Genomic DNA, 25,428 nt, shown 5'->3' on the forward strand with positions numbered 1-25,428 from the left:
GAGGTCCTCGAGGAGACGTGCATGAGCCCGGCGAGCCGGACCCCGTACAACATGGTGATGCCCCGGGACGACCGGCCGAGTCCCGGGGAACGGGAAGGCGTCTTCGGACCGGGCTGGAGCTGGGCGGCGTTCTTCACGCCGTGGGCCGACGGCCGCCCGTCGCCCCGGTACCGGTGGACGCTGTTCGAGACCGCCGCCCAGGCCGTCGACGACCTCGGCCGCTGTCTCGACGACGGCAACGTCGGAAGGCGCGGCGCCCTGTGCTCGTCCGTGCTCCGGAAGCGCGGGGCGCCGCGGGAACTGGTGCTGTGCGACGCCGCGGACTGGGCGTGCGTCGTCCACGAGGTCCGTGCCGGGATCCACGTGACCGACGCCGCCGACGCCTACTTCACCCGGTGGCGGACGAGCATGGCGGGACACCGCTTCACGATCATCAACGCCGGTGTACCGACTGTCTGGTGAGGTCCAGACCTTCCAGGGCGAGCGCCCGTTGCTCGGAATCACCGTCGGGTCCGATGGTGGTGAGCACCCATTCGAAATGCTCGCGGGCGGCCGCCGGGTCGCCCGCGGCGAGATGGGTGCGGCCGAGCCGGTTGCGGATCTCGGACTCCATCCCGACGATGGTCTCCTCGGTGACCGCCGCCAGCGCCCGCCGCTGCAGTTCGAACGCCTCGCCGAGATTCCCGAGTTCCAGTTCCGCCGCGCCGAGGCGCGCCAGGCTGGTCGCGATCAGCAGGCCGTCCGTCGTCTCCTCGGCGAGCTCGACCGAACGCCGGAGATCCAGCACGGCTTCGGCGAACCTGCCGGTTTCGAGCCGGACGGTGCCGCTGTGGCACAGCACCCTCGCCAGCATCCCGGGGCTGCCGATCTCCTCGCTCAGGTCACGGGCGCGGCCGAGGTGGACGAGCGCTTCTTCGTGCTCCCCCTGCAGGTAGGCGAGATAGCCGAGCGCGGACAACGTCCGTTCGGCCAGCCAGCCGTCCTCCACTTCCTCGGCCAAGATCATCACCCGCCGCATGCCGGGGATCGCGAGATCGTGCCGCCCCGCGATCAGATCCGCCATGGTGAGCCCGCCCAGCGCCCGCGCCTCCACCCCGCGGTCGCCGGAGGCCTGGCCCGCCCGCAGCGCGTCGTCGAACCAGCCGCGCGCCCGGTCGAGCTGCCCCTGCATGGCGTACGCGTAGCCGAGGCAGAACCGCAGCGACGAGACCAGGCGCCCGTCCTCCGCGCGTTCGGCCAGGGGCAGCGCGATCTGCAGTGCCGTCCGGGATTCGTGGTATCGCTGCTGGCGCGCGAGATAGTCGACCAGCCCCTCGGCGATCGAGCACGCGAGGCCGTCCAGCCCGGCCTCCGCCGCTTGGGTGACCACTTCGGGCAGGTCGCCGGCGGCGTCCAGCCAGGCGGAAGCGTCGCGTTGCCCGGTGAACGGTCCGCCGCCGGATTCCACCGGGAATCGTGCGACACCCCATTCGCTCGCCCGGCGGGCGGCGCCGAGGTACAGGCCGTACACCCGTTTCCGGGCTTCTTCGACGACGTCGCCGGGCAGTTCCCCGGCGAGCCGCCGTGCGTAGACGGCCACCAGATCGTGCAGCCGGTAGCGGCCGCTCGCCGGTTCCTGCAGGAGGCTCGCGTCGACGAGACTTTCCAGCCGTCGCTCGGCTTCCGCCGGTGAGCAGTCCAGCAGGGCGGCGACCGAAAGCCGGTCGAATTCGGGGGTCGGGGTCAGGCCGAGCACGCCGAAAGCCCGTTGCTCGACGGGCCGCAGTTGTTCGTACGACAGGCGCAGCGCCACCTCGACGCTGCGGTCTTCCGCGGTCAGCTCGCCGAGCCGCCGCTCGTCGTCCGACATCCGGTCCACCAGGTCCTTGAACGTCCACATCGGACGGTTCTGCAGCCGGGCGCCCGCGATCCGCAACGCGAGCGGCAGCCGCCCGCACAGTCCGGCGAGCGCGCGCACGGCGAACCGCTCGCCCTCGGCCCTCGGCGCCCCCACGATGCGGCCGAGCAGCCGTTCCGCGGCTTCGAGGCCCAGCGCGCCGAGGGAGACGCGGCGATCCGCGTCCAAACCGGACAGCCGACGGCGGCTGGTCACCAGCACCCGGCTGCCCGGGCCGGACGGCAGCAAGGGCCGCACCTGCCCGGCGGATTCGGCGTTGTCGAGTACCAGCAGCAACCGCAGTTGCGCGGTCGCCGCCCGCCACGACGCGGCCAGTTCGTCGAGATCGTCCGGCATCACGCGGTCTTCGACACCGACGGCGCGCAGCAACCGCCGCAGGGCGCGCTCCGGCGTCACCGGCTCGCGGCCTTCGGTGTACCCGTGCAGATCCACGAACAACGCACCGTCCGGATAGGACTCGCGAAGCCGGTGTGCCGCGCACACCGCGAGCGTGGTCTTCCCCGCGCCGGGGACGCCGTCGACGGCGTCGACCGAGACGGACTCCGGGTCGCCGTCTTCGACGAGCAGCGCGAGTTCCCGGTCCCTGCCGACGAGTTCCCCGTTGGTGGCGGGCAGTTCGTTGCGGATCCGGCGCGGCGTCTCCCGGCGTTGGGAGACCCCGAGCAGCGCGTCGTCCCCGCGCAGCACCGCCTCCTGCACCTGCCGCAGTTCCTCGCCTGGTTCGACGCCGAGTTGCTCCACCAGCCGCTCGCGGACGTCGGTGAACACCTCCAGCGCCTCCGCCTGGCGCCCGCCGCCGTAGAGCGCGCGCATCAGCAGCGCGGCCAGCGGCTCGCTCGGCGGGTCGGCGGACACCAGCGCCGACAGTTCGCCGATCACCTCGTCGAACCGGCCGAGTTTCAGCTGTGCCCGCAGTTTCCGGCGCAGCAAAAGGAGTCTGCGTTCCTCCAGTCGTCGCCGCTCACCCTGGACGAACGCGCCGGGCAGTCCCGTCAGCGGCTCGCCGTGGAACAACCGGAGCGCTTCGGCGAAGGTGTCCACCGCGGTGATGAAGTCACCCGTCTCCTCGGCTGCGGCCGCGACGACCGCGATCTCCTCCAGCCTCGTCACATCCAGCCGCACCCCGCCGCTGGCGAACCGGTAGCCGCCGCGGTCGGACACGATCACTGAGTCCCGCGGCTTCTGCCCGGAGGTGTCCAGGCATTGCCGCAGCCGCCGGACGTACACCGGCAGCACGTTCGACTCCGGTGGCCGCTCCCAGAGCCCGTCGGTGAGTTCGTAATGGCTGACGGTCACGTCCGGGCGCAGCAGCAGCGCGGCCAGCACGGCCTGCTGCCGAACCGGACCGAGGTCCAGCCGCGTCTCCCCCTGCCAGGCCCGCAACGGGCCGAGCACCTCGAACCGAAGCCGCGAGTCCGGCATGTTCCCCCCTTCGTTTCGCATGGCTAGCCCGGCACCACGATCCCGTGGTCGAACGCGTAGACGATCGCCGCGGCCCGGTCCCGCAGCTGCAGCTTGGTGAAGATCCGGCCGATGTGGCTTTTCACGGTCACCTCCGAAATCACGAGTGTCGCGGCGATCTCCGCGTTGGTCAGCCCGCGGCCGATCGCCCGGAGCACGTCTTGTTCCCTCGGTGTCAGCAGTTCGGGCGAACGTCCGCCGCTGCCGTTCCCGGCGGCCTGCCGGTAGGCGGCGAGCACGCGGCCGGTGACCCCGGGGTCGAGCCAGGCGTCGCCCGCGGCGACCGCGCGCACGGCCCGGATCAGGTCTTCGGCGGGGGAATCCTTGAGGACGTACCCAGCGGCACCGGCCCGCAGCGCGTCCGCCAGGAGGTTGTCGTCGTCGAAGGTGGTCAGCGCGAGCACCGGCGGATGACCACCGGAGCGCCGCAGCCTGCTGGTCGCCTCGACCCCGCCGACGTTCTTCATCCGCAGGTCCATCACGATGGCGTCGACCTCGTTCGCGGCCAGCGCCGCGGGCACTTCCGAGCCGTCGCCGCACTCCCCCGCGATGACGAACCCGTCGCGGCGCCGCAGGATGCGCCGCAGCCCGGAGCGGACCAGCTCCTGGTCGTCGACCAGGAGCACCCGGATCTCGGCGGCGGTCACGGCTTGGCTCCCGGCACGGTGACCTCCACGACCCACTGCTTGCCGCTGGGCCCGGCACTGAGCCGGGCGCCGAGCTGGGCCGCGCGGACGGCCATCCCCGCCAGTCCCGAACCGTCCTCGGACGTGCGCCGGGCGGCGGCGGGGAGAGGGTTGCTGACGACGAGCTTCGCGCCCGACCGGCCGGCGTTCAGCCGGACCTCCGCGGTCGCGCCGGGGGCGTGTTTGACAACGTTGACGAGTGATTCCTGCACGATCCGGTAGAGGCCCAATCCTTCCGAGGCGCCTACCCGGCCGAGGTCGCCTTCCTGTGTATAGCGCACCGCCAGTCCGGCGACCCGGGTGCGTTCCACCAGCGTCGCGATGTCCTCCACCCCGGGCAGCGGGGTGGAGCCCGACGGGGTGTCGGCGAGCAGGCCGACCGTGCGGCGGATGTCGGCCATCGCGGCCCGTCCCACCTGCTCGGCTTCGGTGAGCGCCTCGATCGCCTCGTCGACGTCGCGGTCCTGCTGCAGCGCGCGCCGGGCCCCGGTCAGGTGAAGGAGCGTGATGCTGAGCGAATGGCCGACGACGTCGTGCACCTCGCGTGCGATCCGCTGCCTTTCGGCCAGCAAGGCCTTGTCACGGGACGCGTCACGGTTGACGCGTTCGGCGTCCAGCACCCTGGTGTACCAGCGGACCATGAGCCCGCCGCTGAGGCCGAGCAGGATCGAGACCATGTACACCGGCACGCCGACCAGCCCGCCCCAGATCCCCGCGACGACCAGCACCGCCTCGCCCGCGCCGGTGACGAGGACGATCCCCCAGGTCGTCCGCAGGACACTGCCCGCTTCGGTGGCCGCGACCAGCAGCAGCAACGGCGCGAAATCCGGGAGGACCGGCTGGAGGAGCAGGATCGAGGCCGCGGTGATCAGCGCGGTCATCCGCACCCACGGCATGATCCAGTCGGTGATCGTCCAGATCAGCGACGGCGCGATCACTACCAGTCCGGCCAGCGCGATCGGCTGCGGCGGCAGGAGAGCGTCCCGTTGCACCAGCGCGACCGTCGTGAACACGAAGCTCACCGCGCTCGCGCACAACGCCCCCCACCAGGGCAGGCTCAGTCCGGCACGGGTGAGACTGACCTGCACCCGTGCCCGGAACCGATCCACCAAGATCTCCAGCACGGGCATCAGCCTAGGAAGTACCGGGAAGCGCGTCATCGTGCGGCGGGCGGCACCCGTCTCCGCCCACGGTAGGAGGCCGGGGTGGCACGGGCCGATGAAATCCGGATGAAACCCGGGCGCTCACTCCTGGCTGAGCGCGACCCACTTCAGCTTCTCCTGTTCCCGCTTCGGCAGGCCCGCGACCACGAGGTCGTAGGAGTCCTCGACCATCTCCCGGACGAAGCCGTCGGTCAGCGAACCGTCCAGCTCGACGGTGTTCCAGTGCTGTTTGTTCAGGTGGTAGCCGGGGATGATCGCCGGATGTTCGGCGCGCAACCGGACGGCCACGTCGGGCTCGCATTTGAGGCTGACGCGCAGTGGCTTCGCCTTGAGCGCGCTGAGCGCGAACATCTTGCCCGCGACCTTGAACACGCTCGAATGCTCGTCGAACGGGAACTCCGCGCGGGCACCGGGGAAGCCGAGACAGAGCTTCTCGAGAGCGGCAGGCGTCATACGGGAACCCTAGCCCGGCCCACCGACAGAAACCTGTCCTCTCCGGCGCATTGACCGGCTGTCGGTGATTCCCTGACGATGAAGGGAGTCGACTGGGTGGAGGCGTGACCGACATGCGACTGGACCGCGGAAGAAACCTGCTGGTGGCGGCGATCCTGCTGCTGGGCGTGGTACCGGGAGCCGCCGCGGCGGCTCCGGCCGTCCCGGTGGAAACCGGGGAAAGCACCGCCACGAGCGGCTGGGTGGGCACCTGGGCGGCCGCACCGGCGGCCGGGGTGGCGGGCACCGACAACGGCTACCCGAACTTCTCGATCCGCAACATCGTGCACACCAGCGCCGGCGGGCGCGAGGTGCGCGTGCGGCTGTCCAACGCCTTCGGCCGGACGCCGGTGCTGTTCGGCCGGGTGACCGTCGCGGTCGCCGCGGGCCCGGACACGCCGCAGGCGGTCCCCGGCACGATGCGCACGCTGACCTTCGGCGGCGACGGTGAGGTCACCGTGCCACCTGGCGCGGACATCGTCAGCGACGGCGCGGCACTGACCGTGCCGAGGGACGGCGACCTCCTGGTGACCACGTACACCCCGACGCCGTCCGGTCCGGTCACCTACCACCCGCTGGCCATGCAGAACTCCTACTTCACCCGCAACGGCGACAAGGCCGCCGACGAGTCGGCCGCGGCGTTCCCGGAGAAGACCGCGGTCTGGCACTACGTGTCCGGAGTGGACGTCCGGGGTCCCGGCCTGCGGGGCAGCGTCGTGGCGATCGGCGACTCGATCACCGACGGGGCGAACTCGACGTGGGGCGCGAACCTGCGCTGGCCCGATCAGCTCGCCGACAAGATCAGCCGGGACACCGGCGTGCTCAACGCCGGGATCAGCGGGAACCGGCTGCTGCTCGACGGCGGCAACTACGGCGTCAACGCGCTGGCCCGGCTGGACCGGGACGTGCTGGCCCAGTCCGGCGCGCGGACGGCGATCGTGTTCGAGGGCATCAACGACATCCAGCAGACACCGCACCAGGCCGATCCGGACAAGATCATCTCGGCGCTGAAGCAGATCGCGACGAGGGCGCACGACCGCGGCCTGCGGGTGCTCGGCGCGACGATCACGCCGTGGAAGGGCTGGGGCTCGTACACGCCGCAGCTGGAGGAGACCCGGCAGGCGGTCAACCGGTTCATCCGGACCAGCAGGCTCTTCGACGGCCACATCGACTTCGACGCGGTGATCCGTGATCCGGCCGACCCGCAGCGGATGAAACCCGAGTACGACTCCGGCGATCACCTCCACCCCGGGGACAAGGGCTTCACCGCCATGGCGGACGCGGTCTCGCTGTCGCGGCTGAGGTAGCGAAATAAGAGCTGCGCCGCGCGGTTCCGTGGGGCACGATGAGCTGATGGCGATCAGGAATGGCTAGCGGCGACGGCGGAACCCGAGCGACGGCCCGCCTGGTCCGGTTCGCCGAACACGAAGCGCGCGCCGACGCGCTCCGGGCTCAGCTCGCGGGCTTGCACGGCACGATCCGGCTGGCGAAGCGGACGTCGAACCTGTTCCGGGCGCGGACGGCGACCAGCACCCCGGGGCTGGACGTCTCCGGGTTCACGCACGTACTAGACGTCGATCCCTTGGCTCGCACGGCCGACGTCGAAGGAATGGTCACCTACGAGCAACTGGTGGACGCGACCCTGCCCCACGGGCTGATGCCGCTGGTCGTGCCGCAGCTCAAGACGATCACGCTCGGCGGCGCGGTCACCGGCCTCGGCATCGAGTCCTCCTCGTTCCGCAACGGCCTCGTACACGAGTCGGTGCTGGAGATGGAGTTGCTCACCGGCGACGGCCGGATCGTCGTCGCGCGGGCCGACAACGAGCACAGCGCACTGTTCCACGGCTTCCCGAACTCGTACGGCACGCTCGGTTACGCGCTGCGGCTGAAGATCGAACTGGAGCCGGTCAAACCGTACGTGCGGCTCGACCACGTCCGGTACGACGACACCGAGGAGTACTTCGCGGCACTCGGCGAGGCCTGCCGCAACGGGTCCGCCGACTTCGTGGACGGGACCGTCTTCGGCCCGGGCGAGCAGTACCTGACGCTGGGCACGTTCACCACCTCGGCGCCCGCGACCAGCGACTACACCTGGCTCGACATCTACTACAAGTCGATCCGCGAACGCGAGACCGACCACCTGAGCGTCCGGGACTACCTGTGGCGCTGGGACACGGACTGGTTCTGGTGTTCCCGCGCGTTCGGTGTCCAGAGCCGGCTCCCCCGGCTGCTGCTGGGCAGGAAACTGCTGCGATCGTCGGTCTACTGGAAGCTGGTGGCGCTCGACCGCCGGTTCGGGATCGCCGCGAAACTCCTCAAGCTTCGACGGCTTCCCCCGGAGGAGACCGTCGTCCAGGACATCGAGGTGCCGCTGTCGCGGGCCGCGGAGTTCCTGGACTTCTTCCGCCGCGAGATCCCGATCAGCCCGGTGTGGATCTGCCCGCTGAAGCAGCGGCCGGGCGGCGTGAACTCGCCGCTGTACGAAATGGACCCCGAAACGCTGTACGTCAACTTCGGCTTCTGGTCCGCGGTCCCGCTGGACCCCGGCGAGGAGCCGGATACGCACAATCGGCTGATCGAGGCCGAAGTGACGCGACTCGGCGGGCGGAAATCGCTGTACTCCGACAGTTTCTATACCGAAGACGAGTTTTGGCGGCTGTACAACGGCGACGCCTACCGGAAACTGAAGACGGCCTACGACCCGGACGGCCGCCTCCTCGACCTGTACGCGAAATGCGTGCGGCGGCGGTGACCCGGGACGGGAAGAAGAGAGACGAACATGGCTGAGACGACGACCGTCGGGAAGATCTTCGAGCGGTTGCTCGGCCCGAGCGCCGCGGTGTCCATCACCGGCTACGACGGCAGCGCGAGCGGCCCGGCGGACGCGCCGGTGTCGATCCACGTGCGGTCACCGCTGGCGCTGACGTATCTGATGTCGTCCCCGGGAGACCTCGGGCTCGCGCGCGCCTATGTCGCGGGCGCGCTCGATGTGGACGGTGACCTCTACACGGCACTGCGCGCGCTCGTGGCCCAGGTCGACCAGCTCAGCCCCGCCGACCGGGTGTGGCTGCTGCGCAAACTGGGCCCCACGCATCTGCGCCGCGTCGCCCCGCCCGCCGAGGAACTGCCGAGCAGGCTCAAGCGCGGCCTCGACGGATTGCGGCACTCCAAGACGCGCGACAGCAACGCGATCTCGAACCACTACGACGTCTCGAACCGGTTCTACGAACTGGTGCTGGGCCCGTCGATGGCCTACACGTGCGCCGCGTATCCCTCCGCCGAATCCTCGCTGGAAGAGGCGCAGGCGCACAAATTCGACCTGGTGTGCCGGAAACTCGGCCTCCGGCCGGGGATGCGGCTGCTGGACGTCGGCTGCGGCTGGGGCGGGATGGTCGAGCACGCCGTCGAGCACTACGGCGTCGAGGCGCTCGGCGTCACCCTTTCGCGCGAGCAGGCGCAGTGGGCGCAGAAGGACATCGTGACCAAGGGGCTCGCGGACCGGGCCGAGGTCCGGCACCTCGACTACCGCGACGTCACCGAAACGGGCTTCGACGCGGTGTCGTCGATCGGGCTCACCGAACACATCGGCGCGCGGAACCTCCCGTCGTACTTCCGTTTCCTCGCCGGGAAACTGAAGCCGCAGGGCCGCCTGCTGAACCACTGCATCACCAATCCGGACACCTCCGTCGCGCACAGTTCGCGCGGCTTCATCGACCGGTACGTCTTCCCCGACGGCGAACTGGAGTCCGTCGGGGAGATCGCCACCGCGATGCACGACAGCGGCCTCGAAGTGCGGCACTCGGAGAACCTGCGCGAGCACTACGCCACCACCCTCGGCGCGTGGTGCGCCAACCTCGACGCGAACTGGGACGAGGCCGTCGCCGAAGCGGGCGCCGGGCGGAGCCGGGTCTGGGCGCTGTACATGGCCGCGTGCCGCCTCGCCTTCGAGCGGCGGGAGATCGAACTGCACCAGGTTCTCGGCGTGAAGGTCGGTCCGGACGGGGACTCGGGGATGCCGTTGCGGCCGGACTGGGGCGTTTAGCCGTCAGTGGCGGAAGGCTTCGGCCAGCCACCACGAGCCGCCGTCGTCGGCGATCTTCGCGTCGATGACGAGCGGCGCGTCCCGTGGCCCGCCGAGCCAGTCCGTGACGGCGGCCAGATCCCCGGCCGACCGCACGGTGACGCCGTCGCAGCCGAAGCCCCGGCCGATCGCCGCGATGTCGGTGTCGGGGAACCGGACCGTGGTCATGTCCGCGGCACCGAAGTGGTGGATCTCGGCGCCGTACGCGGCGTCGTTGTAGACGATGACCACGAGCGGGATCCGTAGCCGCACGGCGGTTTCCAGCTCGGAAATGGCCATGTGGAACCCGCCGTCGCCGACACCGAGCACCGGGAGCCTGTCCGGCCTCGCCAGTGCCGCGCCGATCGCCGTCCCCAGGCCGAGCCCGACGCACTGGAACGCTTGGGTGAAACAGAAACCGTTCTCGTCGGGGACGGACAGGTACGCACTCGGGTAACCCATGAAGTTGCCGGAGTCGATCGAGACCACGCGTTCTTCCGGGAGGATCTCGTCGAGCCGGCGGCTGAGGGTGCGCGGATCGATCCTCCCGTTGCCGGACAGGTCGTCATACGGCACGTCGTTCCAGCTCGTCGCGGGGATTCGCGGTCTCTCGGCGCCGTGGCCACGCGTGCCGAGTTCCGCGTGAACGTCGGCGGCGGTGCTGGTGACGTCGCCGACCACGCCGAGGTCGATCGGCCGGTGCGCGCCGAGCGCGGCCTGATCGACGTCGACCTGGGCCAGCCGCGCGTTCGGGCCGAGGAGCGTGCCGTGCCGCGTGGTCCACCTGTTCAGCGCGCACCCCCAGCCGATCACGAGGTCCGCGTTTCCGATGAGGTCCGCCGCCGCGGGCGACGAAAAGCCGCCCGAGATCCCGAGGGAGAAGGGGTCGCCTTGGAAGAGGCCGTGTGCCACGGCCGAAGTCGCCAGCAGCGCGCCGGAGACTTCCGCGAGTTCGCGGAGTGGCGCCGAACTCTCCCGTGCGCCGCGGCCGGCGATGAACACCGGCCGCCGCGCCCCGGCGAGGAGGTCGGCCAGTTTCGCGACCGCCTGACGGTCCGGCCGGATCGGCGCCGGACCGGGGATTTCCGGAACCGGGATCGCTTCGGGCGCTTCGTGGGCTTGGACGTCGAGCGGGAGGTTGAGCAGGACGGTCCGGCGTTGCTGCCAGGCCGTCCGGTACGCGCGGACGGTGTCGGCGATCGCGGTCGCCGGGCCGTGGACGCGTTCCGGCACCGCGCCGACGGCCGTCGCGAGCGCGTCCTGGTCGATCCGGAAGTTCGACAGCACCGCCGACGCCGCGGTGTCGGCGGTCAGGACGATCATCGGGGTCCGGCTCTTGGCCGCCTCGGTGATCCCGGTGAGCGCGTTGGTCAGCCCGACACCCTGGTGGAGACTCAGCACCGACACGCGGCCGCTCATCCGCGCGTACGCGTCGGCCATGCTCGCCGCGCCGCCCTCGTGCCGCGCGGCGACGAACCGCACCCCGCCCGCCCGCAATCCGTTGGTGGCCTCGAAGTTGCCGCTGCCGACGACCCCGAACGCGGTCCCCACCCCGAGTTCCGCGAGGGTGCGGCCGACCAGCTCCGCGACCTTCATGCCCGCTCGACCAGCGCGTAGACCCGGGCCGGGCTGCCGGAACCGCCGACGATCGGGAGCGGGCTGACGACCAGCAGGGCTCCGGTGGGCGGCAGGCTCGCCAGGTTCCGCAGCTGGGTCAGGCCGTGCTTTCCCGCGCCCAGAAGGAGTTCGTGGCAGGGGAAGGCCGGTTCGAGGGCCATCGCCTGTCCCGCGTCGGTGCCGACGGTCTCCACGCCGAACCCGGTGATCGGCGCCTCCTCCGCGAGCCAGCGAGCGCACTCCCCCGAGATTCCCGGCGTATGCGGGCCGTTCTCGTCGTTGTTGAGGAAGGTCTCCTGGTCGTGCGACCGGGCGTCCCACCCCGTGCGGTAAAGCAGCCAGCCGCCGTCGGGCAAGGGCCCGTTCTCGCGCTCCCACTCGCGGATGTCGTCGATGGAGAGCAGGAAGTCCGGATCCTCCGCCGCGCGGGCGGAGGCGTCGAGTACCACCGCCGGGGCGACCAGCGAGCGCAACGGCACCTCGGAGACGTCGTGACCGTCCTTGCCCGACAGCCAATGCACCGGGACGTCGAGATGGGTCCCGGTGTGCTCGCCGGTGTGGATGTTGTTCCAGTACCAGCGCGGCCCGCGTTCGTCGTACCGGCTGATCTCCTCCAGTCCGAACGGGATCGTGTTCGCGAACGGCGGCGGCAACTGGAGGATCGGCGTGCTCGCGCTCAACGGGGCGGTGAGGTCGACGACCTCGATCGCGCCCTTGGTGAGGGCGGTGGTCAACTGGGCCAACAACGACATGCGTGCCTCCCGGACGTGACTGCGGCGTCCGGATCACCTTAGGCCTGGAGCGAGAGTGGCGGGTCCCGCATGGTCCGGTTCCGCGGCGGCGGGACGGCCTTGGACGCGGCGCCGGGCGCGGCTCGCGAGTTGCCTCGCGGCGGCCGGGGTGCGGTCGATCGGCGGGGCGATTTCGTCGAAGGGCACCGCGAACATGTCGTGCAGGACGAACGCGAGCCGCTCGGCGGGCGCCAGCGTGTCCAGGACCACCGGCATCGCCAGGCCGATCGAGTCGGTGAGCACCGCGTCGGCGGCGGGATCGGCCGCGGAGTCGGCGGGCTCGGAGTACGCGGCGTCCAGCGGATCTTCGCGCCGGTGATCGCGCGAGCGCAGCACGTTCAGGCACTCGTCCACCGCACTCCTCGTTCCCGCAGAACCCCGCTCACATTTGACAACCCCCGAGATCGTCGGCGAACCGCACGCCCGAAGACCGGTACGAAGCGGCGCGTCCGGCGGCCACGGCCGGCGTCAGGACCTCGTTCTTCGCGTAGTAGACCCAATCCACCTGTTCGAGATAGGTGCTCGCGCCGCCGGTGTGCTGGGTGAGGTCGATGAACCACTGGTTGAAGTTCAGTGACATGTCCTGCCGCGGGTACACGTCGAACGGCCCGCCGCGATCGTGGTCGGCCACCAGGGCGCCGTCGATGTAGTACCGCACATGGCCGCCGGACACGGTCGCGGCCACGGAGTGCCAGCCGTCGATGCTGCGGCGCTGGCTGGCGCTCTTGTTCTCGGCGTACCACGGGTCCGGCGTGTAGGTGTGCCAGCTGGTCTGGAAATTGACCGGCCCCGCCTCGCCCCAGCCGCCGTTCGGCAGGTACTCCGAGAAGTCCAGTTCGCTGTAGATCGGGTCGTTGTCGTAGCGCAGCGGGCTGATCGTGAAGAACGTCTGGTTGATCCGGTCGCCGTCGGGGCCGGACGACGGCGCGTCGGAGAAGCGGATCCGTGCCGCGTAGGTCCCTTCGAAGAACCGCCGGTCGGGCTGCATGATCTCGGTCTGCGTCGTCCCCGCGGACGTGCCGTCGGTGGCGGAGGCGAGTTGCAGCACCTTGTCGCCGCCCGACGTCGGGAACGTGATGCCTTCCGGTGCCCACCGCGCGCCGGGGACGCCGGGGCCACCGCCGCCGGAACGCACTTGCCAGCCGTGCCGCGAGAGCAGACCGTCGGTGTGCGAGGCGTAGTGGAAGTCGTCGAACAGCGCCCCGCACGCGGCCGCGCCGCTCGCCGTCCCCGGCGCCAGCCCGAGCGCGGCGACCGACAACGCGGCCAAAGCGGCGAAACGGAACTTCTTCGAGTTCGACATCGCTCTCTCCTTTACCACTGGTCAGCTTCTTCAAGGTCTCCCCGGGAAGTGGTAAAGTCAATAGGTCTAGACAACTTGTCCACCAGTCAATTCCCGGTGACCACTGGGTAGGCTGAGGTCATGCGGCGGACAGAGGTCAAGGAACGGCTTCGCAAGCTCATCGAGCGGCGGCTGCCGGGCGAGGTCCTGCCGTCGGAACGCGCGCTGAGCACCGAAATCGGCGTCTCGCGCCCCACTTTGCGAGCCGCGATCGACGAACTGGCGCGGGACGGCCTCGTCGTCCGCGAGCACGGCAGGGGCACGTTCACCGCGCCGCGCAAGATCTCCCAGGACCTCGTGCCCGCCACCGGCGGCGAGCAGTTCGCCCCGCCCGCCGAAGGACACTGGACCAGCCGGGTGATCGACTTCGCCGTCACCCCGGCGGGTGCCCGGCTCGGCAAACGGCTCGAGGTCTCCCCCAGCCGTCCGCTGGTGGCCGTCACCCGGGTCCGGGTCGTCGAGGAGGCGCCGATGGCGATCGAACGGATCCTGGTCCCCCGGGACGTCGTGCCGGACATCACGGCCGCCGACTTCGAGTCCGGCTCGTTCTACGAACTGCTCCGCGGGCGGTACGAGGTCGTCCCGGCGACGGCCGTGCAGGTCATCGAGCCCACCGTCACCGACGCCGACGAGTCCGGCCTGCTCGGTGTCCCGCAGCACTCCCCCGCGCTGCTGTTCGAGCGCACCACCCGCGACGCCGGTGGCCGCGTGATCGAGTACACCCGCTCGATCTACCGTGGCGACCGCTACCGGATCACCTCGCACCTGAAGTTCGACCACACCTCCGGCTGACTCCGGCGTGCCGGGGCGGCCGGCCGGAGAGTCCATGCCAGACTCCCGGGCGATGTACACCCCGTCCGATCTCGCCGACCTGCTCGAATGCGAGCACCGCAGCGTCCTGAACCAGGCGCTGTCCGCCGGGCTCCCGGGAGCGCCGCGGCGGGGCTCCGGCCCGGATCAGCTGGCGGTCACCCACGGGCGCGCCCACGAGGCCGCGACGCTGGACAAGCTGCGCGGCGAGAAGAATGCCGTCGTCGAGATCGACGAACGGGACCCGGTCGTCGCCGCGAAGGCCACCGAAGAGGCGCTGCGGGCGGGCGCCCCGGTGATCTACCAGGCGGTCTTCCACGACGGCGAGTTCTCCGGCCGCGCCGACTTCCTGATGCGGGACGACGAGGGCCGCTACGAGGTGTACGACACGAAGCTGGCCCGGCACGCGAAGCCCGCCGCCGTGGTCCAGCTGACCGCGTACGCCGATGCCCTGCGCCGGGCGGGCTGGCCCGCCGGACCGCGGATGCACCTGCTGCTCGGCGACCACAGCACCCGTTCGTTCCGCGTCGACGACTTCCTCCCGCTGGTGGACAGGCTCCGCACCCGGCTGCGGAACCGGCCGCCCACCCTGCCGGTCCCGCTGTGGGCCGACGAACGGCCCGCCTGCGGCGGCTGCTCCTACACCGCTCACTGCGCGAGCGCCCGCGAAGCCGATCGCGATCTTTCGCTGGTGGCGGGGATGCGCGGTGACCAGCGGCGCAAACTCGTCGCGGCGGGACTCGGCACCATCGACGCGCTCGCGGAGGCCGCTCCGGAGGACCGGCCGCGCGACATCTCGACGACGTCGTTCACCACCTTGCGCGCCCAGGCCGCGATCCAGGTCCGGCAGGACGCCACCGGGCAGATCGCCTACGAGATCATCGATCCGGACGCGCTGGCCGCCCTGCCGCCGCCCGCGCCCGGCGACGTCTTCTTCGACATGGAAGGCGATCCCTACGCCCTGGCGGGTGAGGGGCTCGAGTACCTCTTCGGCGCGGTGACGGACGAGGACGGCACACCGTTCACGCCGTTCTGGGCGCACAACCGGTCGCAGGAGAAGCGGGCCTTCGAGGAGTTCGTCGACTTCGCCACCGCGAGGCTCGCGGAACATCCCGGTTCGCACGTCTACCACTACGCCCCGTACGAGGTCACCGCGATCAAGCGGCTCGCCGCCGTGCACGGGACCCGGGAGGACGCCGTCGACCACCTGCTGCGCAGCGGTGGGCTCGTCGATCTGTACTCCGTGGTGCGCAAGGCACTCCGGGTCTCGCAGCGGTCGTACTCCATCAAGTACCTCGAACCGCTGTACATGCCGGAGGCGCGCGACGGCGACGTGAAGACGGCGGTTTCGAGCATCGAGGCCTACGAGGAATACCTGACGCTCACCGCCTCCGGCGAGACAGCGCACGCGGCCGAAGTCTTGCGCGGCATCAGCGACTACAACGAATACGACTGCGTCTCCACGCTCCGGCTGTTCGAGTTCCTCCACAAGATCCGCGTGAAGGAAGGGATCGCGCTCGCCGAGCCACCCGAAGAGTCCGATGTGGACGCTCTGCTCCGCCAGACCGAAGAGGACGTCGCCGCGCAGAAACGCGCCGAACGCGCCGCGCAGCTGGCCGCGCTGGTCGACCCGCTGCTGGACGGGCTGCCCGACGATCCGGCCGAGTTCACCGGCGAGGACCGCGCTCGCGCCTTGCTGGCCGCGTCCGTCGGCTACCACCGCCGCGAGACGAATCCGGCGTGGTGGGAGTACTTCCGCCAGCTGGCCGCCCCGCTCGGCGATCTGGAAACCGACAACGCCTGCGCCGTCCCGGTGACCATGGAGGCCGGGGAATGGGTGCCGCCTTCGGGCCGCGTCCGCAAGGCGAAGCGGTCGCTGACGCTTCGCTGCGACCCGGACCGGCCGCATCCCTTCGCTCCCGGCGACGACGTCCGCCTGCGCTACGGAGCCGCCGCGCGGGACGCCAAGGTCGTCTCGGCCACCGCCGTCGAACTGACCCTCGAGGAAAGCTGCCAGCCCGACGAGACCAGCGCCGACCGGCCCGTCGCGGTGCTGCCCGGGAGCCCGGTGCGGCCCTCCCCCAAGGACGACGCGGTCGCGGACCTCGCCCGGCTGGTCGTCGACGCGCTCCCGACGCTGCCCGCTCACCCCGGTGTCGACCTGCTCCGGCGCACGACGCCCCGGCTGCGTGACGACGCGACCCTGCCGGAACCGGGTCCCGACCTGGTCAACACGGTGATCGAGGCCGTCGAGGCGCTCGACGGCTCCGCGCTCGCGGTCCAGGGCCCGCCCGGCGCGGGCAAGACCTATCTCGCGGGCAGGCTGATCGCGAAGCTCGTCCGCGCGGGCAAGACGATCGCCGTCACCTCGACCAGCCACAAGGCCGTGGAGAACGTGCTGTCCGCCGCGCTGAAGAACGCGCCGGATCTGCCGTGCGCCAAACGCGCCAAGCGGACCCCGGATCCGGCCGCGCCGTGGGAGCAGCCGAAGACCAATCCCGCGCTGGTGAAATGGCGCGAGGAACACGACACCGGCCATCTGGTCGGCGGCACCGCGTGGACGTTCGCGAACGCCGCGATCCGGGAAGAGCCGTTCGACCTGCTGATCATCGACGAGGCGGGCCAGTTCGCCCTCGCCGACGCGCTCGCGGTGTCGATGTGCGCCAAGAACCTCCTGCTGCTGGGCGATCCGCAGCAGTTGCCACAGGTCGTGCAGGGCACGCATCCCGCGGGCGCCGAAGCCTCCGCGCTGGGGCATCTGATCGGCGAGGCCGACATCATCCCGGCCGAACTCGGCTATTTCCTCGACGAGACCCGCCGGATGCACCCGGCCGTCTGTTCACCGGTGTCACGGCTGTCCTACGCGGGCCGCCTGCACTCGCATCCCTCCGCGGCCGAGCGGGCGATCGACGGGGTCGACGCGGGCCTGTACCTCGCCGAGGTCGACCACCACGGCAACACGACGCGATCGGTCGAGGAGGCCGAGGCGGTCACCGCTCTCGTCGCCGAACTCCACGGCCGCACCTGGACCGACCACGGCGAGCCCCGGCCGCTCGGCGACGAGGACATCCTGGTCGTGGCCCCCTACAACCTGCAGGCCCGCGTCGTGGCCCGCGCGCTGGAGCAGGCCGGGCACCCCGGCGTGCGGGTCGGCACCGTGGACCGGTTCCAAGGGCAGGAGGCGCCGGTGGTGATCACCACCATGACCTCGTCGTCGGCGGTCGACCTGCCGCGCGGCCTGGACTTCCTGCTCTCCCGCAACCGGCTCAACGTGGCGCTCTCGCGGGCGCAGGCGCTCGCCGTCGTGGTCTGCTCGCCGCGGCTGGTCGAGGCCGACATCCGCACGGTCGAGCAGATGCGCCTCGTCTCGGGCATGCTCGGTTTGATGACGGAAGCCGTACCCTGGCGGCAAGGACGGAGCGACCATGAGTGAGAACAGTCCGGAGAAGAAGCCGGAAATCCTCGACGCCGAAATCGTCGAAGAGTCCCCGGCCCCGCCGGTCGAGGTTCCGGACCCGGACTACAGCGAGTCGGGGGTGCCCTCGTTCGACCACGTGCGTGACCGGATCGAGCAGCGGTACACGACCTCGCTGGGCTCGACCGAACTCGCGGGCTTGGGCGGCAAGGAAGACGTGGCGTCGCTGGACAAGAAGATCGCCGACCGGGACAAGGCGGCCAAGGACAAACTGGCCGAGATCCGCCGCGCCATGCGGGAGCAGTGAGCTAGCCCCAGTGCGGTGAACCGGCTTCGACCGCGATGGCGTGCGCCTGCCGGTAGTGCGCGGCGGCCGCGTCGTGGCGGCCCAGGGCGGTGGCGAGGTCACCGAGGTAGCGGGCGACCGGGCGGAGGGTGAGCATCCCGCTCCCGGCTCCGGCGATCTCTTCGGCAGCGGGCAGGAGTTCGGCGTACAGGCGGTCCATCAGCGTCCGGTCACCGGTTTCGATCGCGACGACGGCGTGCAGGCAGGTGCGGGCCTCGTACAACAGGTCCCGGGGCGAATCCGGGATCGGGTGCACCGGGCGGCACCAGCTTTCGTAGGCGCCGTAGCTCTCTTCGGTCGCTTCTCGCGGCAAGCCTCGCTGAATCCGGTCGCAGAACAGGGCGAGGGCGAGGATCCCGTTGTCCACTCCGGACATGGCCGTTCCGGCGAGCCCGGCGGCCGCGGCGCGATAGGCGGCTTCCCCGCCGGGACCGGTCGTCGCGGTCCGCATCGCGCGATACCACCGGGTGAACACGGCGACGAGCGGAAGGCCGTACTTCTCCCCGAGTTCGTCCGCTGACTCGGCATGCCGGTCCGCGGCCGCGAAATCCGCGAGCGCGCTCTTCGCCTGGACCAGCACGAGATGTCCGAGCACCTCGAACGTCACCAGCCGGTGCCGCGAGGCGAGATCGACCAGTTCCGCGCCGATCCCGGCCCGCCGGGACGCGAGCCCGGCGCGATCGAAGGACTGCAGGAACCGGGCGTTGAGCGCGAAGGCCAGCAGCGCCGGGTCGTCGAGCCGCCGTGCGAGCGTCTCGGCTTCTCGCGCGGCCTCACGCGCTCGTCGCCCGCCCGCGTTCCGCAGTTCGACGGCGAGCGTGGCCAGCAGACGGCAACGCTCCGCCGTCCGTTCCTCGGGCAACGCGGCGAGGGTCCGTTCGACGGCGGCCGCGATCCGGGATGCCAGTGCGGGATCGTCGCTTTCGGTCCAGATGGCGGGGATGTCGAAGGCGCCGATCACGCGCGCGGTCAGGAGCGGATCGTCGAGCTTTTCCGCCAGTTCCAGCGCTTCGGCCCGATGCCGCCGGGACTGGCCGAGGCCGCCGGACACGGCCGACGCGCGGGCCTTGCCCATGATCAGCTCCAGGCGCTCCGCCGCGTCGGTGGCACCGGAGCGGTCGTACGCGGTGAGCGCGGCGTCCCAGAGTCTCGCCGCTTCCGCCTGCGCGAAACGGCTTTCAGCCTTTTCCGCGGCGGCTTTCGCGTAGTGCGCGGCGCGTCCCGCGTGTTCCTCGGACAGCACGTAATGATGTGCCAAGGCATCGACGTCGTCCGGGCGAAGGCTCTCCAGCGCTTCGGCGATCCTGCCGTGCTCGCGGGCACAGCGGGACCGGGAAAGATCGTGGTAGAGCGTGTCCCGGACGAGAGCGTGCGAGAACCGGAACCGATGCGGCCCCGTTTCGGTCAGGAATCCGTGCTGGACCGCGATTTCGGTCGCGTCGAGCGCGGTTTTCCCCGACAGGGCTTCGAGCAGGCGGAGATCGACGTCCGTGCCGATCACCGCGGCCCGGCGCACCACCTCACGGGCGGTATCCGGCAACGCCTCCACCCGGTGCCGGACGACGTCGCGGACTCCCGGTGGAACAGCGTCCAGGGCGGCTGGGCCTTCGGAGGCCAGCAGGCGGGCGAGTTCTCGGACGAAGAAGGCGTTCCCGCCGCTGCGCCGGTGGATCGCGGCGGCGGTTTCCGGATCGATCTCCTCCCCGGTCGTGACGCGGACCAGTCCGGCGACGTCGGTCTCGGGCAGGCCACCGAGGTAGATCCGTGTCGGCTCCACACGCGCGGCCCGGCCGAGGAATTCCGTCAAGCGGGCGGACGGATCGCTCCCGCGATAGGTCGCGACGATCAGCACCGGCTCGGCGAGTACCGACGTCAGCAACGCCAGTGTCTCCTCACCCGCCCAGTGCAGGTCGTCGAGGACGAGCAGCAGAGGCGCGGCGCCGGCCAGAGAGGACGCGACCGCGCGATGCCATCGCCGTCGCGCGGTCATGGGATCCCCGGTCACCGGACTCGCCGTCGGCGCGGCGCCGTACCCGGCGTCGGCGAGCGTGGTCAGGATCCGGCTCCACGCGTAGGCGGGTGGCAGGCCCTCGTCGTCGGGATTGCTCCCCCAGGCCGTGGCCCAGCCCTGCGCGGCCAGGCGAGCGGAGAACGCTTCGGCGAGCGCGGTCTTCCCGACCCCGGCGTCTCCCGAGATGAGCACCAGCCTCGACCGTGTCGCGGCTTCGTCGAGCCTCGCCAGCTCCGCGGCGCGGCCGATCAGCGGCCGCTCGGCGATCTTGGGCACGGGCGGCGCCAGCCGGGGCGCCTGCGCCAGGATGCCGGCTTCCAGGTCACGCAGGCCCGCGCCCGGATCGAGGCCGAGTTCGTCGGCGAGCAGCGCGCGCGTGGTGCGCAGCACGGCCAGCGCGTCACTCTGCCGCCCGGATCGGTAGAGCGCCAGCGCGAGCAACCGGGAACCGTTTTCCCGCAACGGGTTTTCGCGAACCCGTGACTCCAGCTCGGGGATCGCCTCGGCGGCCCTCCCGAGCGCGAGGAGGGCCTCGGCGCGGAGTTCCTCCGCCAGCAGCCGGAGTTCGGTCAGCCGGGAGACCTCGCCGCGGGCCCAGCCCTCGTCGGCGAACCCGGCATACGCGGGCCCGCGCCAAAGCGCGAGCGCGGTGTCCACTTGCGACAGTGCGGCGTCCGCGCGATGGGCGTCGACCAGTTCGCGGGCCGTGGTGACAGCGGCCTCGAAATCCCAGGCGTCGACGGAATCCGCCCGCAGGGCGTAGCCGCGGTCGACCGTGACGAGCAGCCGCGCCGGCTCACGGGGCGCGCGGTCCGGCTCCAGCGCGCGGCGCAAGGCGCCGACGAACGTCTGGACAGCGCCGACAGCGCCTTCGGGCGGACGCTCCCACAGGTCGTCGACCAGGCGTTCCACCGGCACGACCCGGCCGCGGGCGATCAGCAGCCTCGCCAGCACCGCCCGGTGCCGCGGGCCGTTGAGCCCGACGTCGCCCCGCGCGTCCTCGGCCACGAGCGGGCCGAGCACCCCGAACCGCATCGCCACCTCCTCGTTCACCGACGGTGATCATCGTGCCCCGGCCGCTCGGTCGTCGCTGACCGGGTGCTGATTCGGGCCCGGGACGCTCGTGGTCGACGGAAACGACCAGGAAGGCACTCATGCGCATCACCGGATTCGACTACCAGCGCGTCCCCGTGGCCGACGACGTGACACTCGACGTCGCCGTCGCCGGGACGGGCAGCCCGATCGTGCTGCTGCACGGTTTCCCCCAGACCCACCTCATGTGGCGGCACGTGGCGGCGGATCTGGCGGCAGACCACACCGTCCTCTGCCCTGACCTGCGAGGATACGGCGAAAGCGACAAGCCGGCCGACACCGGCGAGACCTACTCGAAGCGCTCGATGGCGGCCGACGTCGTCGCCGTCGCGAAGGCCTTCGGCCACGACCGGTTCGCCCTCGCCGGGCACGACCGGGGCGCGCTGGTGGCCCTGCGGGCCGGGCTCGACCACCCGGACGAGGTGAGCCACCTCGCGATCCTCGACGTGCTGCCGACCCTGGACATGTGGGACGTGCTGCACGGCACCCGCGCCGCGGTCGGCTTTCACCTCTACCTGATGGCTCAGCCGCCCGGCCTGCCGGAACAGCTGATCAGCGCCGCGCCCGACGCGTTCTTCGGCCACTTCCTCGACGCGTGGACGCGGCCGGGCGACGCGATCCCGGCCGACGTCCGGGCCGCGTATCTGGAGGCGTCACGGAACGCGGTGACCTCGATCGTCGCCGACTATCGCGCGTCGGCGACGATCGACGTCGAGCACGACACCGCGGATCGCGAAGCGGGCAACCGGCTCGCCATGCCGCTCACCGTGCTCCAGCAGGACTGGGGCGCCGCGCTCGGCTACGACGCCGTCGCGCTCTGGGAGGCGTGGGCGACGGACCTGGACCACCGGACGGTCACCACGGGCCACTTCATGGCCGAAGAGTCACCGTCGGAGGTGGTGAAGGCACTGCGGGAACTGCTGACGCGCTAGAACTTGGGGCGGGCGAATCAGAGCGGCCGACGCAGGCGCCAGCCGGCATAGTCACGTGCGATCTGTGCCAGCCTGGTGGTGGTAGCGGCCTTGTAGCTCCAGAGCCCTGCGACGTACACGGCGAACGCGGTGACCTCCTCCTCGGTGGCCTCGCTCCAGCGCGTGCTCGTCTTCGCCCAGGTCTCGGCGTCCATCGCCTGATGGCCGTCACCGATGAGGCGGATCACCATGAAGGCCGGATCGACCCAGGCCGCACCTTGAGCGGGCCAGCCCCAGTCGATGGCACGGATGTCTCCGGTCGCCGGGACGAGGAACTGGTCGGCATGAAGATCTGTATGCAGCAAGGAGTGTCCGGCCGTGAGCTCCGGAGCCTTCTGCTCCCATGCCGTCAGCTCGTCGATGTCCCAGTCGCCGACGATCTCTGGCCGCTCCTGGGCGAGCTTGGGCCACCAAGCGGACTTCCAGCGCTGTTCCAGGGGCTTGAGTCCGGGCGCTTTGATATCGCCGATGCGGTTGACCGTCTCGGCGACTCGCGTGAGATCCGACGAGCCCGGTTGGAGCCGGGCTCGTCGGCCGTCGACGTATTCGAAGCCGACGAGCAGCCAGTCCTCGATGTCGGCGGCGAAGTGCACGGCCGGGGCGATGCCGGATACCAGCGTGCCGAGTTCGGCCTCGTTCCGAAGCCAGCGCATCGCGGGCGACACACCCTCGACACCCTTGACGAACAAGGGGGCCGCTCCGTCGCGATAGAACACGGCGGCGAAGTTGCTGCTCTGGCCGACCTCGATCTCACCGACCCTGTCGATGTCGCCGACACGATTCCGGAGGGCTTCCCGAACGGGTTCCGGTAACTCGTCCCAGCCGTACTTCTTCACCTGTTGTCCTGTCCTTGGTACTACTTGCCGTTGGTGTCGGTGTTCTCGTTGCCGTCTTTGCCCGATGCCCGGCAACCATCGTCGCCATCGCTGCACTTGACCATGAAAGTCAACCAAAGCTCGTCGTCGACCGCGAACCCGAGAGAGCGAATAGCCTCGGTGGTCCGGGCGATCAGCTTTTCCGGGTCCGTCCCACTCATGCCGTCGTCGTTGGGGGTGTGGTGGATGAATCCTCCCGCCACCCGTTCACAGAAAGACGCGTATTCACGGGTGTAGAGGATGAAGGTGTGCCATCCGATGTCCACGAGTTCCGACGGCCCGAGCGGCGCGCGGTGACGTTCGCCGCACGCGCGAAGGAAGGCCAGCGCTTGATCCATGATCCGGGCCGCGAACTCACGCGGCATGCCGTGTTCTTTGGCGATACGATTCACGAGCCGCCCGAACAGCTCACCGGGGATGAGTCCCTGGCCGGTAAGTTCTTCAACGGTGTTTGTCATTCCCCACTCCTTTTCGGTTCTCTCCTCAATGGGTAGGCTGCCGCACGCTGTGGACCCGATCAGTCGTTCGAAGCGCGACTCCACCTGAGTGGCCCTGCCAGGTAGCCAGGTCGTTATCAGGCTGACGCGCTAGAACTTGGGTTTCGGCATGGACTTGCTCGGTGCGACGGTCGCGATGCGTCCTTGCGTTTCCCTGGGCGCGCGGGCGTTCGGGTAACCGGCGGAATAACCCGGCACCACCCGCCCCAGCACCAGCAACTCGAAGGGAACGAACTCGACGTCGGCCGACTTGAGCAGTTCCAGCGTCGGGCTTTCGACCCGTTCCGCGGCGAGCGCCACGGCAAGGTTCTGCTCGGCCGCCGCCCACGACGACGAGCCGAGATAGAGCAGTGTCACGGGCACGATCAGGGCGGGCAGGCACCAGGGGCTCACCCGCAGGGCGAGGACGGCGACGAGGAATGCGAGCGGCAGGAAAAGACCGATGCGCAACGATCCTTCGGCGTTCTGCCGGTCGTATTCGCCGTAGAGCTGGTCCTCTCTTCCGAGCAGCCGCGGCCCGACGTAGTCCAGATCCTCCTTGGCCGATTCGACGTAGGCGTCGAGCCGGACGACGGTGCCGAGGAGGTGCCAGCGGTGGAGGTAGTCGTCCATGGCCCGTCGCCGGTGGTCGCCACCGCGCACCCCGGCGACGATCTCCGGCAGTTCCTGTCCTGCCCGCCGCGCGAAATCCTGAAGCCCGCTGACGTGGGACAGCACCTTGTCGCGGAAGGCCTCGTCGGTGAGGAACCGGTCCGACAGCTTGTTGAGCACGGCGTCCCGCAGCGCGCGCAGGATCAGCCGCCTGCCCCGGTATTTCGGCTCCAGCCAGGCGATTCCCTGGAGTTTCGACCGGCGGAACAACGGGGTCACGATCGTGTCGAGCCAATGGGTGATAGCAAGGGACATCGTCCCGAGGAGATACGCGGCGAACGTGGCGGCCGCGAAGACCGCGGCCTTGCCCGACCAGGAACCCAGATCCAGCAGGTCCCGGTAGACGCCGGACGCCTGACCGGGCGGGGGCAGGCCGGGCCGGAAGACGAGCCAGAGCCCGAGAAGCCAGACGTAGCCCGCGGCGAGCGGCGCCCGGAGTTCCCGCAGTCCCGGGAGAAGACTCGACAGCATGCCCCTCCGCCCGTCCGACGACCGGTCCTACCAGGCGTCGTCCCCCGGTCGCTCGCCGTTACAGAACCGTCCGATCGCCCCCGGACTGGGCCGAACGGCGCAATCCGCGCCCCCGGCCGCCCCAATCCGACATACCTTCATGTTTAGCCTCCTTCCCGCGGGGTATCGGTTGTCGGCAGGACAAACGAGGGGCCCCGACATGAAACCCAGTCCCAGACGCGCGCACACCGTCGCCCGCGATCTCCTTTCCCTCACCAGATCCGGCGAGGCCGACCGGCTCGCCGCCGCCCTGGTGTCCACCGCCTCGCCCACCCGGGAAGGACCGGCGCTCGGCGACGTCGTCGGGCGGCTGGTCGACACCTTCTCCCTTGCCGCCAAGGATCGCCGTCGTTCGCTGCGGATCCGTGAACCGTTCACCTTGCGCTTGCGGGATCCCGCGGGCCTGACCGTCCGGCCCGACAAACTGGACCCGGGCGTGGCCGCGATCGTCCGCGCCATCGCCGCCAGCGTCCGCGACGATCGGGACACCTGCGCCGACCAGATCGGGGCGGCCTGCGCAAACGCCGACCTCGACCGCCGGATCCGGGTGCTCGCGCACTGCCTGGTCTGGACATCGGACTTCCTCAGCACCGACACCACGGCCTATCCCCCGGTGCTTTCCTGCCTCAAGGGATCGCAGCCCCAGCGTCCACAGTAGACATTGCGCGGTTCGGATGACTTCCCGCCGAACATGTGGACAACCCCAGCGCGGCGCGGCAGGCTGGACAACCGCGCACGAAG

20 protein-coding genes and 1 pseudogene are annotated in these 25,428 nt (G+C 70.6%); 9 read left to right on the top strand and 12 right to left on the bottom strand.

Features of this window, described 5'->3' with window-relative positions; all coding sequences use genetic code 11:
• Window positions 1-21: 21 nt before the first annotated feature.
• Window positions 22-462, top strand: coding sequence for a hypothetical protein (locus BKN51_RS17495; RefSeq protein ID WP_101608670.1), 441 nt, complete (start codon window positions 22-24; stop codon window positions 460-462).
• On the opposite strand, the gene BKN51_RS17500 is transcribed toward BKN51_RS17495, so the two are convergent.
• The 4 genes from BKN51_RS17500 to BKN51_RS17515 form a co-directional block, all read right to left on the bottom strand.
• Window positions 434-3,340: an AfsR/SARP family transcriptional regulator gene (locus tag BKN51_RS17500; RefSeq protein WP_101608671.1), complete on the bottom strand. Its 2,907-nt coding sequence runs from the start codon at window positions 3,338-3,340 to the stop codon at window positions 434-436. The two genes, BKN51_RS17495 and BKN51_RS17500, sit on opposite strands and share 29 nt — an antisense overlap.
• A 2-nt stretch (window positions 3,341-3,342) precedes the next feature.
• Window positions 3,343-4,005 (bottom strand): response regulator, encoded by a 663-nt coding sequence (locus BKN51_RS17505; RefSeq protein WP_101608672.1) that lies wholly within the window; start codon window positions 4,003-4,005, stop codon window positions 3,343-3,345.
• A complete protein-coding gene (locus BKN51_RS17510) occupies window positions 4,002-5,174 on the bottom strand; it encodes a sensor histidine kinase (protein WP_442857696.1) in 1,173 nt (390 codons plus the stop codon). The genes BKN51_RS17505 and BKN51_RS17510 overlap by 4 nt, the downstream gene beginning before the upstream one ends.
• Window positions 5,175-5,288: 114 nt before the next feature.
• Window positions 5,289-5,660, bottom strand: a complete 372-nt coding sequence (locus BKN51_RS17515) for an MmcQ/YjbR family DNA-binding protein (protein ID WP_101608673.1) — start codon at window positions 5,658-5,660, stop codon at window positions 5,289-5,291.
• A gap of 113 nt (window positions 5,661-5,773) precedes the next feature.
• Here BKN51_RS17515 and BKN51_RS17520 point away from each other — a divergent pair, with 113 nt between their 5' ends.
• Genes BKN51_RS17520 through BKN51_RS17530 form a run of 3 tightly spaced genes read left to right on the top strand, consistent with a single transcriptional unit; the run spans window position 5,774 to window position 9,741 of the window.
• Window positions 5,774-7,006 carry an SGNH/GDSL hydrolase family protein gene (locus tag BKN51_RS17520; RefSeq protein ID WP_101613279.1) on the top strand — a complete coding sequence of 411 codons (1,233 nt, stop codon included), beginning with the start codon at window positions 5,774-5,776 and terminating at the stop codon, window positions 7,004-7,006.
• A 59-nt stretch (window positions 7,007-7,065) separates the two neighbouring features.
• Window positions 7,066-8,451 carry an FAD-binding oxidoreductase gene (locus BKN51_RS17525; protein WP_101608674.1) on the top strand — a complete coding sequence of 462 codons (1,386 nt, stop codon included), beginning with the start codon at window positions 7,066-7,068 and terminating at the stop codon, window positions 8,449-8,451.
• A 27-nt stretch (window positions 8,452-8,478) separates the two neighbouring features.
• Window positions 8,479-9,741 (top strand): class I SAM-dependent methyltransferase, encoded by a 1,263-nt coding sequence (locus BKN51_RS17530; protein ID WP_101608675.1) that lies wholly within the window; start codon window positions 8,479-8,481, stop codon window positions 9,739-9,741.
• Between the two features lie 3 nt (window positions 9,742-9,744).
• Here BKN51_RS17530 and BKN51_RS17535 read toward each other — a convergent pair whose 3' ends face one another.
• The 4 genes and pseudogenes from BKN51_RS17535 to BKN51_RS17550 form a co-directional block, all read right to left on the bottom strand.
• Window positions 9,745-11,355 carry a thiamine pyrophosphate-binding protein gene (locus tag BKN51_RS17535; protein ID WP_101608676.1) on the bottom strand — a complete coding sequence of 537 codons (1,611 nt, stop codon included), beginning with the start codon at window positions 11,353-11,355 and terminating at the stop codon, window positions 9,745-9,747.
• Window positions 11,352-12,128 (bottom strand): cyclase family protein, encoded by a 777-nt coding sequence (locus BKN51_RS17540; RefSeq protein ID WP_101608677.1) that lies wholly within the window; start codon window positions 12,126-12,128, stop codon window positions 11,352-11,354. Before BKN51_RS17540 ends, BKN51_RS17535 begins: the two co-directional genes overlap by 4 nt.
• 66 nt (window positions 12,129-12,194) lie before the next feature.
• Window positions 12,195-12,512, bottom strand: a pseudogene (locus tag BKN51_RS17545) (sigma factor-like helix-turn-helix DNA-binding protein); the annotation flags it as partial.
• Between the two features lie 37 nt (window positions 12,513-12,549).
• Window positions 12,550-13,470, bottom strand: a complete 921-nt coding sequence (locus BKN51_RS17550; protein ID WP_101608678.1) for a glycoside hydrolase family 16 protein — start codon at window positions 13,468-13,470, stop codon at window positions 12,550-12,552.
• 120 nt (window positions 13,471-13,590) lie between these two features.
• Here BKN51_RS17550 and BKN51_RS17555 point away from each other — a divergent pair, with 120 nt between their 5' ends.
• The 3 genes from BKN51_RS17555 to BKN51_RS17565 are packed head-to-tail and all read left to right on the top strand — an operon-like array spanning window position 13,591 to window position 18,041.
• Window positions 13,591-14,301: a GntR family transcriptional regulator gene (locus tag BKN51_RS17555; RefSeq protein ID WP_101608679.1), complete on the top strand. Its 711-nt coding sequence runs from the start codon at window positions 13,591-13,593 to the stop codon at window positions 14,299-14,301.
• Between the two features lie 52 nt (window positions 14,302-14,353).
• The gene (locus BKN51_RS17560; RefSeq protein WP_101608680.1) at window positions 14,354-17,752 is read left to right on the top strand and encodes a TM0106 family RecB-like putative nuclease; all 3,399 of its coding nucleotides are present in this window, start codon (window positions 14,354-14,356) and stop codon (window positions 17,750-17,752) included.
• Entirely contained in the window at window positions 17,745-18,041 is a 297-nt protein-coding gene (locus tag BKN51_RS17565) for a hypothetical protein (protein ID WP_101608681.1), read from the top strand. The genes BKN51_RS17560 and BKN51_RS17565 overlap by 8 nt, the downstream gene beginning before the upstream one ends.
• A gap of 1 nt (window position 18,042) precedes the next feature.
• Here BKN51_RS17565 and BKN51_RS17570 read toward each other — a convergent pair whose 3' ends face one another.
• Window positions 18,043-21,126 (bottom strand): AfsR/SARP family transcriptional regulator, encoded by a 3,084-nt coding sequence (locus tag BKN51_RS17570; protein ID WP_174720547.1) that lies wholly within the window; start codon window positions 21,124-21,126, stop codon window positions 18,043-18,045.
• A gap of 119 nt (window positions 21,127-21,245) precedes the next feature.
• On the opposite strand from BKN51_RS17570, the gene BKN51_RS17575 reads away from it, so the two are divergent.
• Window positions 21,246-22,115 carry an alpha/beta fold hydrolase gene (locus BKN51_RS17575; protein ID WP_101608683.1) on the top strand — a complete coding sequence of 290 codons (870 nt, stop codon included), beginning with the start codon at window positions 21,246-21,248 and terminating at the stop codon, window positions 22,113-22,115.
• Between the two features lie 17 nt (window positions 22,116-22,132).
• On the opposite strand, the gene BKN51_RS17580 is transcribed toward BKN51_RS17575, so the two are convergent.
• From BKN51_RS17580 to BKN51_RS17590, 3 genes are all read right to left on the bottom strand, one after another.
• Window positions 22,133-22,990, bottom strand: coding sequence for a hypothetical protein (locus BKN51_RS17580; RefSeq protein WP_233224198.1), 858 nt, complete (start codon window positions 22,988-22,990; stop codon window positions 22,133-22,135).
• 20 nt (window positions 22,991-23,010) lie between these two features.
• Window positions 23,011-23,487, bottom strand: coding sequence for a glycine-rich domain-containing protein (locus tag BKN51_RS17585; protein WP_101608684.1), 477 nt, complete (start codon window positions 23,485-23,487; stop codon window positions 23,011-23,013).
• A gap of 129 nt (window positions 23,488-23,616) precedes the next feature.
• Entirely contained in the window at window positions 23,617-24,648 is a 1,032-nt protein-coding gene (locus BKN51_RS17590; protein ID WP_101608685.1) for a hypothetical protein, read from the bottom strand.
• 199 nt (window positions 24,649-24,847) lie between these two features.
• Here BKN51_RS17590 and BKN51_RS17595 point away from each other — a divergent pair, with 199 nt between their 5' ends.
• Window positions 24,848-25,345 (top strand): hypothetical protein, encoded by a 498-nt coding sequence (locus BKN51_RS17595; protein WP_101608686.1) that lies wholly within the window; start codon window positions 24,848-24,850, stop codon window positions 25,343-25,345.
• Window positions 25,346-25,428 lie beyond the last annotated feature (83 nt).

Source organism: Amycolatopsis sp. BJA-103 (assembly GCF_002849735.1).
Lineage (GTDB): Bacteria > Actinomycetota > Actinomycetes > Mycobacteriales > Pseudonocardiaceae > Amycolatopsis.